Origin of the sequence: Pseudomonas sp. BF-R-30, assembly GCF_019956175.1 — a bacterium.
In the GTDB taxonomy this organism is placed as follows: Bacteria; Pseudomonadota; Gammaproteobacteria; order Pseudomonadales; family Pseudomonadaceae; genus Aquipseudomonas; species Aquipseudomonas jessenii.
In genome coordinates this window covers 43,098-58,653 of record NZ_JAHBDE010000066.1, presented here as the reverse complement: position 1 = coordinate 58,653, position 15,556 = coordinate 43,098, and the positions used below count along the sequence as shown (strand labels likewise).

The window sequence follows — 15,556 nt, the reverse complement described above, 5'->3', positions numbered from 1 at the left end:
ATTGATGCTGAATGTATCGACCGATCGCGAGCAAGCTCGCTCCCACAGGTTGTGTGTCGGACACAATATTTGGGGCGATTCCATTTCAAGTGGCACGCGATTATAGGGATGTAGGCGACATAAACAAAAACACCGCCCGAAGGCGGTGTCTGTCTGTGTATTGCTCATCAGTTACGAAGCAATCAACTGCCGCAACACATAATGCAGAATCCCTCCGGACTTGAAGTACTCCACCTCATTCAACGTATCGATGCGGCACAACACCTCGATCTTCTCGCGGCTGCCGTCTTCGCGGGTGATGACCAGCGTCAGGTTCATCCGTGGCGTCAGCTCGACGCCGGTCAAGCCGAGGATGTCCAGAGTTTCGCTGCCGCCCAGCTTCAGGCTCTTGCGGTTCTGATCCAGCTTGAATTGCAACGGCAGCACACCCATGCCCACCAGGTTGGAGCGGTGAATCCGTTCGAAGCTTTCGGCGACGACCGCTTTCACCCCCAGCAGGTTGGTGCCCTTGGCCGCCCAGTCGCGACTCGAGCCGGTGCCGTATTCCTGGCCGGCGATCACCACCAGCGGCGTGCCCGAAGCCTGATAGCGCATGGCGGCGTCGTAGATCGACATTTTTTCCCCGGTGGGAATGTAGCGGGTGTTGCCGCCTTCTTCGCCGCCGAGCATTTCGTTGCGTATGCGAATGTTGGCGAAGGTGCCGCGCATCATTACTTCATGGTTGCCACGCCGCGAGCCGTAGGAGTTGAAGTCCCGCGGTTCCACGCCTTTGTCGCGCAGGTATTGCCCTGCCGGGCTGTCGACCTTGATGTTGCCGGCCGGGGAGATGTGGTCGGTGGTCACCGAGTCGCCGAGCAGTGCGAGGATCCTGGCGCCGCTGACATTCTTGACCACGGGCGCTGGGCCGCCGATGTCGTCGAAGAACGGCGGGTGCTGGATGTAAGTCGAGTCGTCCTGCCAGACATAGGTCGCCGCCTGCGGAACCTTGATCGCCTGCCATTGTTCGTCACCGGCAAACACTTCGGCGTACTCCTTGTGGAACATGGCGGTGTTGACCTGATTCACGGCGTCGGCAATTTCCTTGCTGCTTGGCCAGATGTCCCGCAGGTACACCGGTTTGCCGTCCTTGCCATCGCCCAGTGGCTCGCGGCTGAGGTCGGTGCGCACCGTGCCGGCGAGCGCATAGGCCACCACCAGCGGCGGGGAGGCCAGCCAGTTGGTTTTCACCAATGGATGCACCCGGCCTTCGAAGTTGCGATTGCCCGAGAGCACGGAGGCCACGGTGAGGTCGGCTTGCTGGATGGCTTTCTCGATGGGCTCCGACAGCGGCCCCGAGTTGCCGATGCAAGTGGTGCAGCCATAGCCGACCAGGGCAAAGCCCAATTCATCGAGGTACTGGGTCAGGCCGGCCGCCTTGTAGTAGTCGGTGACCACTTTCGAGCCGGGGGCCAGCGAGCTCTTCACCCAGGGTTTGCGTTTCAGGCCTTTTTCCACGGCCTTCTTCGCCACCAGCCCGGCGGCCATCATCACGCTGGGGTTGGAGGTGTTGGTGCAGGAGGTGATCGCGGCGATGACCACGGCGCCGTTTTTCAGGCGATAGGTCTGGCCTTCGTAATCGTAATCCGCTTCGCCGGCCATATCGGCATTGCCGACGGCAACACCGCCACCGCCTTCACTTTCCAGACGGCCTTCTTCCTTGCTGGTGGGCTTGAATTGCAGGTCGGTGAAGTCGCTGAACGCTTGCGCGACATTCGGCAGCGTCACCCGGTCCTGCGGGCGTTTCGGCCCCGCGAGGCAGGCTTCGACGCTGCCCATGTCCAGCGCCAGGCTGTCGGTGAACACCGGTTCCTGGCCGGGCAGGCGCCACAGGCCCTGGGCCTTGCTGTAGGCCTCGACCAGTTGCACCGTTTCCAGGGGCCGGCCGGACAGACGCAAGTATTCCAGCGTGATGTCGTCCACCGGGAAGAAACCGCAGGTGGCGCCGTATTCCGGGGCCATGTTGGCGATGGTCGCGCGGTCGGCCAGGGGCAGGTCGGCAAGGCCGTCGCCGTAGAATTCGACGAATTTGCCCACCACGCCTTTCTTGCGCAGCATCTGGGTCACGGTCAGCACCAGGTCGGTGGCGGTGATGCCTTCCTTGAGCTTGCCGGTGAGTTTGAAACCGATGACTTCGGGAATCAGCATCGACACCGGTTGCCCGAGCATCGCCGCTTCCGCCTCGATACCGCCGACACCCCAGCCAAGCACGCCGAGGCCGTTGATCATGGTGGTGTGGGAGTCGGTGCCAACCAGTGTGTCCGGGAAGGCGTAAGTGCGGTCGTCCTCGTCCTTGGTCCAGACCGTGCGGCCGAGGTACTCAAGATTCACCTGGTGGCAGATCCCGGTGCCCGGCGGCACCACGCTGAAATTGTCGAAGGCACTCTGGCCCCAGCGCAGGAACGCATAGCGCTCGCCATTGCGCTGCATTTCAATGTCGACGTTCTGCTCGAAAGCGCTGCTGCTGGCGAACTTGTCGACCATCACCGAGTGGTCGATCACCAGGTCCACCGGCGACAGCGGGTTGATCCGTTGCGGATTGCCGCCGGCCTTGGCCATCGCCGCGCGCATCGCGGCCAGGTCGACCACCGCCGGCACGCCGGTGAAGTCCTGCATCAGCACCCGCGCGGGGCGGTACTGGATCTCGCGGTCGGAACGACGCTCCTTGAGCCACGCGGCCAGTGCCTTGAGGTCGGCACCGGTGACGGTTTTTTCGTCCTCCCAGCGCAGCAGGTTTTCCAGCAGGACTTTCAACGACATCGGCAACTTGTCCAGATCACCCAGGCTTTTGGCGGCCTCGGGCAGGCTGAAGTAGTGGTAGGTCTTGTTGCCGACTTGCAGGGTCTTGAGCGTATTCAGGCTATCGAGGGACGGCATTGCAATCACTCCTTTGAGTCCGCACGGCTACGGACTGAGGGGATGGGCAGAACATTAAACCTAGCTCTGTTTTCAGTAGCTGGCTAATAACCGGGCTCTATCGGCAAGCTCCAGCTTCCGATCTCGGCTATCATGCGCCGGTTTTCGTGACAGGCTTTGCTTCAGGGCAAGCGGTCTCTCTTTGTGGGAGCGAGCCTGCTCGCGATGGACGTTAACGATAACGCGTGTTTCCTGAATAAACGCGCCGCCCTTGAGTCCATCGCGAGCAGGCTCGCTCCTACAGGGTCCAGGAGTATTAATGAACACCCTCTTTATGCATTGCCGGCCGGGCTTCGAAGGCGAAGTCTGTTCCGAGATTTCCGACCTCGCCGCGCGCTTGAACGTGGCCGGTTATGCCAAGGCCAAGGCGGCAACTGCCTGCGCCGAGTTTGTCTGCACCGAAGAAGACGGCGCCGAGCGCCTGATGCGCGGGCAGCGTTTTGCCGAGCTGATCTTCCCGCGCCAATGGGCCCGGGGGATTTTCATCGATCTGCCGGAAACCGACCGCATCAGCGTGATCCTTGCGCATATGGCGGACTTTCCGCTGTGCGGCAGCCTGTGGCTGGAAATGGTCGACACCAACGACGGCAAGGAACTGTCGAACTTCTGCAAGAAATTCGAAGTGCACCTGCGCAAGGCGCTGATGGCGGCCGGCAAGCTGGTGGAAGATGCCCACAAGCCGCGTTTGCTGCTGACGTTCAAGAGCGGTCGTGAAGTGTTCATGGGCCTGGCGGAGTCGAACAACTCGGCGATGTGGCCGATGGGCATTCCCCGTTTGAAGTTCCCCCGCGAGGCGCCGAGCCGCTCGACCCTCAAGCTGGAAGAGGCCTGGCACCACTTCATCCCGCGCGACCAGTGGGACGAGCGCCTGCATGGCGACATGACCGGCGTTGACTTGGGGGCCGCCCCTGGTGGCTGGACCTGGCAACTGGTCAACCGTGGCATGCTGGTTACGGCCATCGACAACGGCCCGATGGCCGAAAGCCTGATGGACACCGGTCTGGTGCAGCATTTGATGGCTGACGGTTTCACCTTCAAGCCCAAGCAACCGGTGGACTGGATGGTCTGCGACATCGTCGAGAAGCCGGCACGCAACGCCGCGATGCTGGAAGAGTGGATCGGCGACGGCCATTGTCGCGAGGCGGTGGTCAATCTCAAGCTGCCGATGAAACAGCGCTATGCCGAAGTGAAGCGTTTGCTCGAGCGCATTGCCGATGGCTTCAAGGCCCGGGGTATCAAGGTCGAGATTGGCTGCAAGCAGCTGTACCACGACCGCGAGGAAGTGACCTGCCATTTGCGTCGACTGGACGTGAAGAAACCGAAATCCCGCTGATACCGATGGACCAATGTGGGAGCGGGCTTGCTCGCGAAGGCGTCGTGTCAGTCGACGTCAACGCTGCTGACACACCGCTTTCGCGAGCAAGCCCGCTCCCACAGGTCAGTGGTCATCCCACAAGGGCGGCGTAATGCCACAGATGACGTTACACCCGGCAATGCGCGACAATGCCGGCCAGCTTCAGGAGTGAATCATGAGTGAAATGCTTGATACGCCGGTAGACGGCACCCTCGACGCCACCGGCCTCAACTGCCCCGAGCCGGTGATGATGCTGCATCAGCACATCCGTGATCTGGTGCCCGGCGGCCTGCTCAAGGTGATCGCCACTGACCCGTCGACCCGTCGCGATATTCCCAAGTTCTGTGTGTTTCTCGACCACGAACTGGTGGCACAGCACGAAGATGAGGGCACCTACCTCTACTGGATTCGCAAGAAGTCTGTTTAAGCAACAACCCCCCTGTAGGAGCGAGCTTGCTCGCGAAGATAACGAAGGCGCCGTTGGGCATCTGGTTTTTGCGCGTTATCGTTCACGACCTTCGCGAGCAAGCTCGCTCCTACAGGGTTGTGGCGATCAACCCTGGCTGTTACGAATCCGCCGGCGCGCACTGAGCGTCAGTCGGATCGACAGCATCAGCGCCGCACAGCTCAAACCGGCAATCAACCCTTCCCACAGCCCGCTCGGGCCGCTGGCCGGACCGAACCAATCGGTCAGTCCCAGCACGTAGCCGACCGGCAGGCCGATGCCCCAATAGGCGAACAAGGTCAGGATCATCGTCACCCGAGTGTCCTGGTACCCACGCAGCGCACCGGCGCAGATCACCTGGATGGCATCGGAAAACTGATACAGCGCGGCATACACAATCAACATCGACGCAATCTGGATCACGGCCTTGTCAGGCGTGTAGATCGAGGCGATAGGTTCGCGCAGGAGCAGGATCAGGGCCGCCGAAAACGCCGCGAACACCAGTGCCGCGCCGAGCCCGACCTTCGCCGCGAAGCGCGCCTGCCAGGGATTGCCGGCCCCCAGTGCCTGGCCGACCCGCACGGTTACCGCCATGCCCAGCGAATAAGGAATCATGAACAGCAACGAGCTGATATTCAGGGCGATTTGATGCCCGGCCACCACGGTGGAGCCGAGACTGCCGATCAACAGGGCGATGACCGCGAAGATGCTGGACTCGGCGAATACGGCGATACCGATCGGCAGGCCAATGCTGACCAGGCGCTTGATCACGGCCCATTTCGGCCGGTCGAAGCGCACCAGCACACGGGTTCGGGCATAGAACGGGGCCCAGAAGGTCCAGCCGGCCATGCTCAACGCCATGAACCACATCACGATGCCGCTGGCCCAGCCGCAACCGACGCCGCCCAGGGCCGGTGCGCCGAAATGGCCATAGATCAACGTGTAGTTCAGCGGGATGTTCAGCAGTAGCCCGCACAAGCCGATGACCATGCTCGGACGGGTCCGACCCATGCCATCGCTGTAGCAGCGCAGCACGTAATAGAACGCCATGCCCGGCAAGCCGAAGGCGATCCCGTGCAGGTAACCCATGCTCGGCTCGATCAATTGCGGATCGACTTTCATCCAGTGCAGGATCGGCTCGGCGCCGAGCAACAGGCCGCTGCCGATCAACCCGACACACAATGCGAGCCACAGCGCCTGGCGTACCAGCGGGCCGATTTCGTCAAACTGCCCGGCGCCAAAGCGTTGCGCGACCTTGGGTGTGGTTGCCAGCAGGACACCGGACATCAACAGGTAGACCGGAATCCAGATCGAGTTGCCCAGGGCCACCGATGCCAGGTCCCGTGGGCTGACGCGGCCGGCCATCACCGCATCGACGAAGCCCATGGCCGTGGTGGCCAGTTGCGCGATCATGATCGGCAGGGCCAGGCCGAGCAGGCCCTTGAGTTCCAGGCGAACCGGGGTCGTGCGTGGGGCGGCGGTAGTGTCAGTCACGGAATTCACAAGCGAAGCGTCCAGAGGTTTTGATGCGCAGGGCTGCGCATTCTACGCGTTGACGCTTCGGTCAGGAAAAGACTGTGTTGGCTATTTGTAATCGCTCCGCTCTCCCTGTAGGAGCGAGCTCGCTGGCGATGGATGTGAGGGCACCGCGTTCATTCAGGCAGCCCTCGTTATCGTTAACGCCCATCGCGAGCATGCTCGCTCCTACACAGAGATGAATTCTGCGCCTACACTGCCAACCCGCCAAAGGAGCCTGCCATGCTGATTGTTGCCGACGAAAATATCCCTCTGCTCGATGCCTTCTTCGAAGGCTTCGGTGAAATCCGCCGGGTACCGGGTCGCGCCATCGACCGTGCCACGGTCGAGCAGGCCGATGTGCTGTTGGTGCGCTCGGTGACCAACGTCAATCGCGCGCTGCTCGAGGGCAGCAAGGTGCGCTTTGTCGGTACGTGCACCATCGGCACCGATCATCTGGACCTGAATTACTTTCAGCAGGCCGGTATCACCTGGTCCAGCGCGCCGGGCTGCAATGCCCGTGGTGTGGTCGACTATGTGCTCGGCAGTCTGCTGACCCTCGCCGAAATCGAGGGCGTCGACCTGACCCGGCGTACCTACGGCGTGGTCGGTGCCGGCGAGGTGGGTGGACGCCTGGTCAAGGTCTTGCAAGGCCTGGGCTGGAAGGTGCTGGTGTGCGATCCGCCACGGCAAACTGCGGAAGGTGGAGACTACGTCAGCCTCGAGCAGATCATCGACGAGTGCGACGTCATCAGTCTGCACACGCCATTGACAAAACAGGGTCAGCAATCGACCTGGCATTTGTTCGATGAAAAACGCCTGAACCAGCTCAGGTCCGGCACCTGGCTGATTAATGCCAGTCGCGGGCCGGTGGTCAACAATGCAGCGCTGCGCGACGTGCTGCTGGAGCGCGAAGACCTGCAAGCGGTGCTCGATGTCTGGGAAGGCGAGCCTGAAGTCGATGTGGCGCTGGCCGAACTCTGCGTGCTGGCAACGCCACACATTGCCGGTTACAGCCTCGACGGCAAGCAGCGGGGCACCGCGCAGATTTATCAGGCCTATTGCGATTTCATTGGGCAGCCAGCCCAGGTCAGCCTGGGCGATTTGCTGCCGGCTCCGTGGCTGTCGCACGTGACCCTCAATGCACAAAGCGACCCGGCCTGGGCGTTGGCGATGCTGTGCCGTGGCGTGTATGACCCGCGACGTGACGATGCGGACTTCCGTCGCAGCCTTGTCGGCAGTGTCAGCGAGCAGCGAGCGGCATTTGATGCGTTGCGCAAGAATTATCCTTCGCGCCGTGAGATCGACGGATTGCAGGTGCGGATCGAGGGGGATGCGCCTGAGTTGCAGAGGATTGTGGCGGCGTTGGGGGCAACGGCAGCCTGATAGACCGCGGTGGCCCCTTCGCGAGCAAGCCCGCTCCCACACCGGATCTATATGCACCAAAAATCCCTTGTGGGAGCGGGCTTGCTCGCGAAGGGCGCCCCACAATGTCCGGACAGGCGCCCATAAAAAACCCGGCCAACAATGGGCCGGGTCAAGAAGACGGTGGCTATATCACTTTTGTTTGGCAGGTTTGACCAATCGCTTATCCAGTTCGCTGCAAGCTTTCTGGATCATTTTTTCAGTGATCGGTACTTCGCGACCCTGCTCGTCAATAATCGAGCAACCCAGAGACTGGTCTGGTTGCGTGCGGATCACTTGAATCTTGTCATCGCTGCTGTGTTGCAAGGACATGGCCTGTCTCCTCATCAGGTTGTTAGCTTACTGTAGAACCGCCAGGTGACCGGGCTATGACAACTCCCTGCGATCTTTCCGGGGGGACAGAACCAGTCCAGCAGAAATGCCTTCGCGTGGCTACCCGAACTTTAGACCAATAGTGTCTAGCCTCTAGTCTTGGTGGACATAATTAACCCGACTCATTGTGATTTGCAGCAAACCACCCCATTGAGCGGTATAGGCTGACCCTAATGACTGCCTTGTCCAGGATGATTACGATGCTCTCTGCCCGTCACCGCCGTGCCATTCGCCTGGCCAGTCGCTTCATCGCGCCATATCGCTGGCAGGCCTTTGGCGCCTTGCTGGCGTTGATCGTCACCGCTGGCATCACCTTGTCCATGGGGCAAGGCATCCGCCTGTTGGTGGACGAGGGGTTCATGACCCAGTCACCGCATCTGCTCAATCAGTCCATCGGTCTGTTCATGTTACTGGTGGCGGGATTGGCGATCGGAACCTTTGCACGGTTTTACCTGGTGTCGTGGATCGGCGAGCGCTGCGTCGCCGATATCCGCCGCAACGTGTTCAATCATCTGATTTACCTGCACCCGGGGTTTTACGAAGACAATCGCAGCTCGGAAATCCAGTCCCGCCTGACCGCCGACACCACGCTGCTGCAATCGGTCATCGGTTCTTCGCTGTCATTGTTCCTGCGCAATTTGCTGATGGTGATCGGTGGGATCGTCCTGCTGTTCATCACTAACCCCAAACTCACCAGCATCGTGGTGGTTGCCTTGCCCCTGGTGATCGCGCCGATCCTGATTTTCGGACGCCGGGTGCGTAACCTCTCACGCCTGAGTCAGGACCGGATTGCCGATATCGGCAGTTATGTGTCCGAAACCCTGGGGCAGATCAAGACCGTGCAGGCCTACAACCATCAGGCCCAGGACGAGCGACGGTTTGCCGTGACGGTGGAAGAGGCGTTCAACACCGCGCGCAAGCGCATCTTCCAGCGGGCCTGGCTGATTACCCTGGTGATCGTGCTGGTCCTGGGTGCGGTCGGGGTGATGCTCTGGGTTGGTGGCATGGACGTCATCGCCGGGCGAATTTCCGCTGGCGAGCTGGCGGCGTTCGTGTTCTACAGCCTGATTGTCGGCAGCGCGTTCGGCACGTTGAGCGAAGTGATTGGCGAGTTGCAGCGGGCAGCCGGCGCGGCCGAGCGGATTGCCGAGTTGCTGCGTTCGGAAAACATCATCCTGCCGCCGGTGGCGGGCGCGGTGAAGCTGCCGGAGCGGGTCAATGGCCAACTACAACTGCACAATGTGCGTTTTTCCTACCCGTCGCGGCCGGAAAGTTATGCTGTCGACGGGTTGAGCCTGACCGTCAATGCCGGTGAGACGCTGGCGCTGGTCGGGCCATCGGGGGCCGGAAAGTCCACGGTGTATGACCTGCTGCTGCGTTTTTACGACCCGGCCGAGGGGCGCATCCTGCTCGATGGCGTGCCGTTGACTCAACTCGACCCGCTGGACCTGCGTCGCTGTTTTGCCCTGGTGTCGCAAACCCCGGCGCTGTTTTTCGGCAGCATTGAAGAAAACATTCGCTACGGCAATCCGCAGGCGACGTTGGCCGAGGTACAGGAAGCGGCAAAAGTCGCTTACGCCCATGACTTTATCGAAGCCATGCCCAATGGTTACCAGACTCATCTGGGGGACGGCGGCCTCGGCTTGTCCGGCGGCCAGCGCCAACGCCTGGCCATTGCCCGTGCGCTGCTGGTGGACGCGCCGATCCTGCTCCTGGACGAAGCCACCAGCGCCCTTGACGCCCAAAGCGAACACCTGATCCAGCAGGCGCTGCCGACACTGATGAAAAACCGGACCACCCTGGTGATCGCCCATCGCCTGGCCACGGTGAAAAACGCCGACCGAATTGCGGTGATGGACCAGGGGAAACTGGTGGCGGTGGGCACGCATCTGGAGCTGATTGCCAGCAATGCGTTGTATGCGCGGTTGGCGGCGCTGCAGTTCAGTGATGGATTGATTAACGCCGGGGAACTCTTGTAGGAGCGAGCCTGCTCGCGATGGTCGTCAACGATGACGCGGGATGCCTGACACCCAGCGGCACTCTAATGTCCATCGCGAGCAGGCTCGCTCCTGCAGTGATCATTGATCGTCGAAATACCGCTCATGCCAATCCACGATCGGCTGCGGTGAGTTGAGCTTCTCGCCATAGATCACCGAATACGACAGCACGTTTTGCACGTACTGGCGGGTTTCGTCGAACGGAATGCTTTCCACCCACACGTCGAAACTCAGGTGGTCCGCACCGCGCAGCCATTGGCGCACTCGGCCCGGGCCGGCGTTGTAGGCGGCGGAGGCGAGGACGCGGTTGCCGTTGAACTGGCTGTGCACCTGGCTCAGGTACGCGGCGCCGAGTTGGATGTTCTTGTCCGGGTTGAACAGTTGCTGTGGCGAGCTATAGGGAATGCTGAACTTGCGTGCGGTTTCCTTGGCGGTGGCGGGCATCAGTTGCATCAGGCCCGAGGCGCCGACCCCGGAGCGGGCATCTTCCATGAAGGCGCTTTCCTGGCGAGTGATGGCAAACGCCCAGCTCGGATGCAGGCCGCGATTCTTCGCTTCACGCACCAGCGTGTTGCGGTGGGCCATCGGGAAACGGATATCCAGGTCGTCCCAGTACTGCGCCTGGCTGATGGTGCGAATGGCCGGGAAGTACCATTTCAGGTCGTAGGCCAGTTTGGCCTGGGCGACCATTTCGTCGCGGCTGAAGTGACGGCTGACGTGGTACCACTCGCGGCGCCCGTCGACGATTTGCCCGCGAGCGTGGAACTCCAGGGCACGACGTATGCCGGGGGTGTTGCGCACTTTGTTGATCAGCGCCTGGCTCATCACCAGCGGCTTGTTGTTCAGCGAATAGGGTGACTGCGAGCGATCCGCCGCGAGGAACCCATAAAAGTCGCGCTCACGAGCCACGCTTCGATAAAGGGTCTGGGCTTCCGGGTTCTGCGGTTGCGCCAGCTCCAGGGTGCGGGCCTGCCAGTAACGCCAGCGGTTGGTGGTGGCCAGGTCCTGGGGCAGGCGGCGGGTCAACTGATAGGCATCGTCCCAGCGCGCCAGGCGCAGGAGCAGGCGCAAGCGCCATTCGGAAACCGTGTTGTCGCGCAGTTCCGGATCGTATTTGGTCATGACGTCCAGGGCTCGACTGTCGAAACGTTTGGCGAGGGTCAGCCCGATTTCCCGGGCGATCGCCACTTTTTCATCCCGGGAGAAATGCATGCTGCTGGCGTAACCGTCGAGCAGATTCATGGCCCTGTCCGGGTCCTGACGAGCCAGGCGGCGCAGGCCGAGGCTGACCACATCGGACATGGCTTCATCGGCCGGGGTGAAGCGTGACGGCTGGTTGAGCAGTTCCGGTTTCTGCGCCACGTCCACCAGCAAACGACCGCGAGGGGCGAGGGTGGTCATGCCGTTGATCAGGCTGTTGGCCAGGGGATAGTTGCGCGCCTGGGCAGCGAGTTTCGCGCGTTCCCAGCGTTTTTGCTCGGTCAACTGGCCATCGGCGGCCCACATGCCGAACAGGGCATCGCAGGCTTGGGGCTGGGATTTACCGGTCAGCCAGAGCTTTTCAGTGTTGGCGTAACCTTCGGCTTTGAGGTTGTGGCTGATCTGGTACTGCGCATTCAGGCAGTCCAGTTCGGTGAAGTTCATTTTTGGGTCGTAGTACTTGACGAAGGTCGCCCAGTCGCCCCGTTCCGCCAGCCAACGCAACCAACGCAACTTCATCCAGTTGGCCTGGGGCAGGTCGCCGTGTTCGGCGAGGAATTTCTCGATTTCGGCGTTGCTCGCGGTTTTCAGGCGCGCTGTCAGCTCGTCGTACGCCAGGTAGGGTTCCAGAGGATAATCGGCGAGGGCCTGGCTGTAACGGAAATACGGGCCGCTATCGCCCTTGGCCAGGGCGCGCTTGGCTTCATCGTAATACTGGCGTTGGGTGGACAGGTCCACCGCCTGGGCGGATTGAACGGCAGCGGCAGACAGTAAAAAAGCAGATAAAAGATTGAAAAGGCGACTGCGCATGAGACGTCCGGGCAGAGAAAAATCATGACAAGCGCGGGCCAGGCCCGCGCTGAATTGTCTGTAGCTTAGCCTTTTGCCAGCAGCCGGTGAAAGCTTTGCGGGTCTTCCCGCATCAGTTCGCAACATTTGTCATGCAGAGTGCTACGAGAGTGAAATTGCCGGCCTTCTGAAGCCTCAAGTCAGGTAGAATGCGCGCCCGGTTTTTGGAGAAGCTCATGACCCTGCTCAAATTCAGCGATGTGTCCCTTGCTTTCGGCGCTATGCCGTTGTTGGACAAGGTGTCCTGGCAGATCGCCCGTGGTGAGCGGGTGTGCATCATCGGCCGCAACGGCACTGGCAAGTCCAGCATGATGAAGCTCGTCAAGGGCGACCAGAAGCCCGATGACGGCTCCGTTTGGCGCGCACCCGGGCTCAAGATCGGCGAATTGCCGCAAGAATTGCCGGTGGCCGACGAGCGGACAGTGTTCGACGTGGTGGCCGAAGGCCTGGACGGCGTTGGCGCCTTGCTCGCCGAATATCACCACCTGAGCCAGAACATCGTCACTGACGCCGATCTGGACAAGCTGATGCACGTCCAGCACGACCTCGAAGCCCGCGATGGCTGGCGCTTGCAGACCCTCGTCGACAGCACCTTGAGCCGCCTGCAACTGCCGGCCGACAAGACCCTCGCCGAGTTGTCCGGCGGCTGGCGTCGTCGCGTCCTGCTGGCCCAGGCCCTGGTGTCCGAGCCGGACCTGCTGCTGCTCGACGAACCGACCAACCACCTGGACATCGGTGCCATCGCCTGGCTTGAAGAAGCGCTGAAGGATTTCCAGGGCGCCGTGCTGTTCATCACGCACGACCGTTCTTTCCTGCAGAACCTGGCAACCCGCATCCTCGAACTGGATCGCGGCGGCCTGATCGACTGGAACGGCGACTACGCCAGTTTCCTCGTGCACAAGGAAGCCGCACTGGCGGCCGAGGAGACCGCCAACGCGCTGTTCGACAAGCGCCTGGCCCAGGAAGAAGTGTGGATTCGCCAGGGCATCAAGGCCCGTCGCACCCGTAACGAAGGTCGTGTACGTGCGCTCAAAGCCTTGCGTGTCGAGCGCAGCGAGCGTCGTGAGCGTACCGGCAAGGCCAATATCCAGCTGGAAACCGCCGACAAGTCCGGCAAGCAGGTCATGGTCCTCGATAACGTGAGTTTCGCTCACCCGGACGGTCCGTTCCTGATCAAGGACTTCTCCATGGTGCTGCAGCGCGGCGACCGTATCGGTCTGCTCGGCGCCAACGGTACCGGCAAGACCACCCTGTTGAAGCTGATGCTCAGCGGCTTGCAGCCGACCAGCGGCAAAGTGGAAGAGGGCACCCGGATCGATGTCGCCTACTTCGACCAGTTGCGCCATCAGCTGGATCTGGAAAAAACCGTGATCGACAACGTGGCCGAAGGTCGCGACTTCATCGATATCGACGGCCAGAGCCGCCACGTGCTGAGTTACCTCGGCGACTTCCTGTTCAGCCCGCAGCGTGCTCGCACGCCAGTCAAGGCGCTGTCGGGTGGTGAGCGTGCCCGTCTGTTGCTGGCCAAGCTGTTCAGCAAGCCGGCGAACCTGCTGGTACTCGACGAACCGACCAACGACCTCGACGTCGAAACCCTCGAGCTGCTGGAAGAGGTCTTGCTGACCTTCAACGGCACCGTACTGATGGTCAGCCACGACCGGGCATTCCTCGACAACGTGGTCACCAGTACCCTGGTCTTTGAAGGTGAAGGCAAGGTTCGCGAGTACGTCGGTGGCTACCAGGACTGGCTGCGCCAGGGCGGCTCGCCGCGTCTGCTGGGCGTGACCGAGAGCAAGTCCGGCAAGGCAGACCTGAACTCCGCGGTGGTGAAGGCCGAGCCTGCGCCGGTTGCGGCAGCTGTCGAAGCGCCAGTGGCGAAGAAAAAGCTCAGCTACAAATTGCAGCGCGAACTGGAAGCGTTGCCGGGGCAGATCGAGGCCATGGAGCAGCAGATTGCCGCCGTTGAAGCACAGATGGCGGATGCCGGCTTCTATCAGCGTCCGGCGGCCGAAACGGCTGCGGTGATTGCTCAGCTGGAGCAGTTGCAGGCTGAACTCGACATCATGGTCGAGCGTTGGGCCGAGCTGGATGCCTGATTGATCCGGTAACAAAAAAAGCCCGGCGTTCAGTGATGAACGCCGGGCTTTTCATATGAAATTGGATCGAAACGATCCCCTGTAGGAGCGAGCCTGCTCGCGATGAACCTGAGAGCGCCACGGGGTGTCAGGCTGCCCGCGTCATCGTTGACGACCATCGCGAGCAGGCTCGCTCCTACAGGGGGTGTTGTCAGCTTTTGTTTTGCAAGCGCACCGCCAGCACATCGCAAGGCGCGCCATGCAGCACGTCATTGGCGGTGGAGCCCAGCAACAGTGCCAGACCATGCCGGCCATGGCTGCCCACCACGATCAGGTCGCAGGTTTGCTCCTTGGCCAGGTGGTGGATCTCCTGGCGTGGCTGTCCGTAGGTCAGGTGGCTGTATTCCCTGGAGAGTTCCGGGTATTTCAGGATCAAGCGGTCAAGGCGCTCCTTGGCCTGATCGAACTGCTGCTGTTGCAGTTGTGACAGGTCCATCGGCACGTCGCCGCCGAAGGCCATCGCCATCGGCTCGACAATGTGCACCAGCGACAATTTCGCACCGTTGCTCACCGACAGTTCGCGAGCGCGGTGAATCACAGGGTCGCACTCTTCGGTCAGATCTACAGCGACCAGAATATGGTTGTAGGGCATGAGGTGCTCCTCCTGAGGGATGCAATATTGGTAAGTATGGCTGGTTTCAAGCGCATTGGTTCCAAAGTGACACAATGGGCTCATTCAAATTCGGGAGTACAGATATGACGGTCTGGATAGTGGTGTCAATCCTGCTGGTGGTGCTGAGTCCGCTGGCATGGTTGCGGCCGTCGCGAGTTCAGAGCGGGCGCATCGCCTTGCGGATGGAGGCTCGACGCATCGGGCTGGCCATGCAATTGGCGCCTCAGGAGTGGCCGCACTGGCTCAGCCAGGAGCCGCCGAGCCCCTGCGCCCAGTACCATCGACCTCGACGTGGCAATCAGCCGGCGTGCTGGAGTTACTGGCAAAAATCACCGGGTGTCTGGGTCAATCAATGGCAGGAAATCTGTGAAGACAGGGCACTGCTCGATCATTTCGAAAAATTGCCGGCCAACGTCTACAAAGTCGAGGCGGACAAGCAAATGATCACGTTGTACTGGGGCGAGAAGGGCGAGGCTGAGGTGTTGCAGCAGATCGACGCCACCCTCAAAGCCCTCGCCTGAAACCCGATCCCTTGTAGGAGCGAGCCTGCTCGCGATGAACCTGAGAGCGCCGCGGGGTGCCAGGCTTCCCGCGTCATCGTTGACGTCCATCGCGAGCAGGCTCGCTCCTACAGGTGTTTTTCGCAGGCAATAAAAAGCCCGACATTCATCATCGGGCTGGAGTTGGCCAGGCAGGCCG

At 61.3% G+C, this 15,556-nt stretch carries 11 protein-coding genes; 6 read left to right on the top strand and 5 right to left on the bottom strand.

Annotated elements, in window-relative coordinates; all coding sequences use genetic code 11:
- Nucleotides 1–171 precede the first annotated feature (171 nt).
- Entirely contained in the window at nt 172–2,913 is a 2,742-nt protein-coding gene (gene acnA, locus KGB20_RS24730) for an aconitate hydratase AcnA (protein WP_223533117.1), read from the bottom strand.
- A gap of 298 nt (nt 2,914–3,211) precedes the next feature.
- Here acnA and rlmM point away from each other — a divergent pair, with 298 nt between their 5' ends.
- Both rlmM and tusA read left to right on the top strand, forming a co-directional pair.
- Entirely contained in the window at nt 3,212–4,285 is a 1,074-nt protein-coding gene (gene rlmM / locus KGB20_RS24725) for a 23S rRNA (cytidine(2498)-2'-O)-methyltransferase RlmM (protein WP_057715663.1), read from the top strand.
- Nucleotides 4,286–4,481: 196 nt separating this feature from the next.
- Nucleotides 4,482–4,733 carry a sulfurtransferase TusA gene (gene tusA / locus KGB20_RS24720; protein ID WP_056721984.1) on the top strand — a complete coding sequence of 84 codons (252 nt, stop codon included), beginning with the start codon at nt 4,482–4,484 and terminating at the stop codon, nt 4,731–4,733.
- Between the two features lie 126 nt (nt 4,734–4,859).
- Here tusA and KGB20_RS24715 read toward each other — a convergent pair whose 3' ends face one another.
- Nucleotides 4,860–6,254 (bottom strand): MATE family efflux transporter, encoded by a 1,395-nt coding sequence (locus KGB20_RS24715; RefSeq protein ID WP_057715662.1) that lies wholly within the window; start codon nt 6,252–6,254, stop codon nt 4,860–4,862.
- Nucleotides 6,255–6,509: 255 nt separating this feature from the next.
- Between KGB20_RS24715 and pdxB the strand changes: the two genes are divergently transcribed.
- Nucleotides 6,510–7,652, top strand: coding sequence for a 4-phosphoerythronate dehydrogenase PdxB (pdxB, locus tag KGB20_RS24710; protein ID WP_223533115.1), 1,143 nt, complete (start codon nt 6,510–6,512; stop codon nt 7,650–7,652).
- 171 nt (nt 7,653–7,823) lie between these two features.
- Here pdxB and KGB20_RS24705 read toward each other — a convergent pair whose 3' ends face one another.
- Complete coding sequence (locus tag KGB20_RS24705; protein WP_223533113.1) at nt 7,824–8,003, bottom strand: PA1571 family protein; 180 nt, start codon at nt 8,001–8,003, stop codon at nt 7,824–7,826.
- 251 nt (nt 8,004–8,254) lie between these two features.
- Here KGB20_RS24705 and KGB20_RS24700 point away from each other — a divergent pair, with 251 nt between their 5' ends.
- Entirely contained in the window at nt 8,255–10,042 is a 1,788-nt protein-coding gene (locus KGB20_RS24700) for an ABC transporter transmembrane domain-containing protein (protein ID WP_223511003.1), read from the top strand.
- A gap of 99 nt (nt 10,043–10,141) precedes the next feature.
- Here the strand turns inward: KGB20_RS24700 and KGB20_RS24695 are convergent, their stop codons facing one another.
- Nucleotides 10,142–12,070: a transglycosylase SLT domain-containing protein gene (locus KGB20_RS24695; RefSeq protein ID WP_223533111.1), complete on the bottom strand. Its 1,929-nt coding sequence runs from the start codon at nt 12,068–12,070 to the stop codon at nt 10,142–10,144.
- 215 nt (nt 12,071–12,285) lie between these two features.
- Here KGB20_RS24695 and KGB20_RS24690 point away from each other — a divergent pair, with 215 nt between their 5' ends.
- The gene (locus tag KGB20_RS24690) at nt 12,286–14,205 is read left to right on the top strand and encodes an ATP-binding cassette domain-containing protein (RefSeq protein ID WP_008022990.1); all 1,920 of its coding nucleotides are present in this window, start codon (nt 12,286–12,288) and stop codon (nt 14,203–14,205) included.
- Between the two features lie 190 nt (nt 14,206–14,395).
- Here the strand turns inward: KGB20_RS24690 and KGB20_RS24685 are convergent, their stop codons facing one another.
- Nucleotides 14,396–14,836: a universal stress protein gene (locus tag KGB20_RS24685; protein ID WP_046041383.1), complete on the bottom strand. Its 441-nt coding sequence runs from the start codon at nt 14,834–14,836 to the stop codon at nt 14,396–14,398.
- A 104-nt stretch (nt 14,837–14,940) separates the two neighbouring features.
- On the opposite strand from KGB20_RS24685, the gene KGB20_RS24680 reads away from it, so the two are divergent.
- Entirely contained in the window at nt 14,941–15,378 is a 438-nt protein-coding gene (locus tag KGB20_RS24680) for a hypothetical protein (RefSeq protein ID WP_090454096.1), read from the top strand.
- Nucleotides 15,379–15,556: the final 178 nt, after the last annotated feature.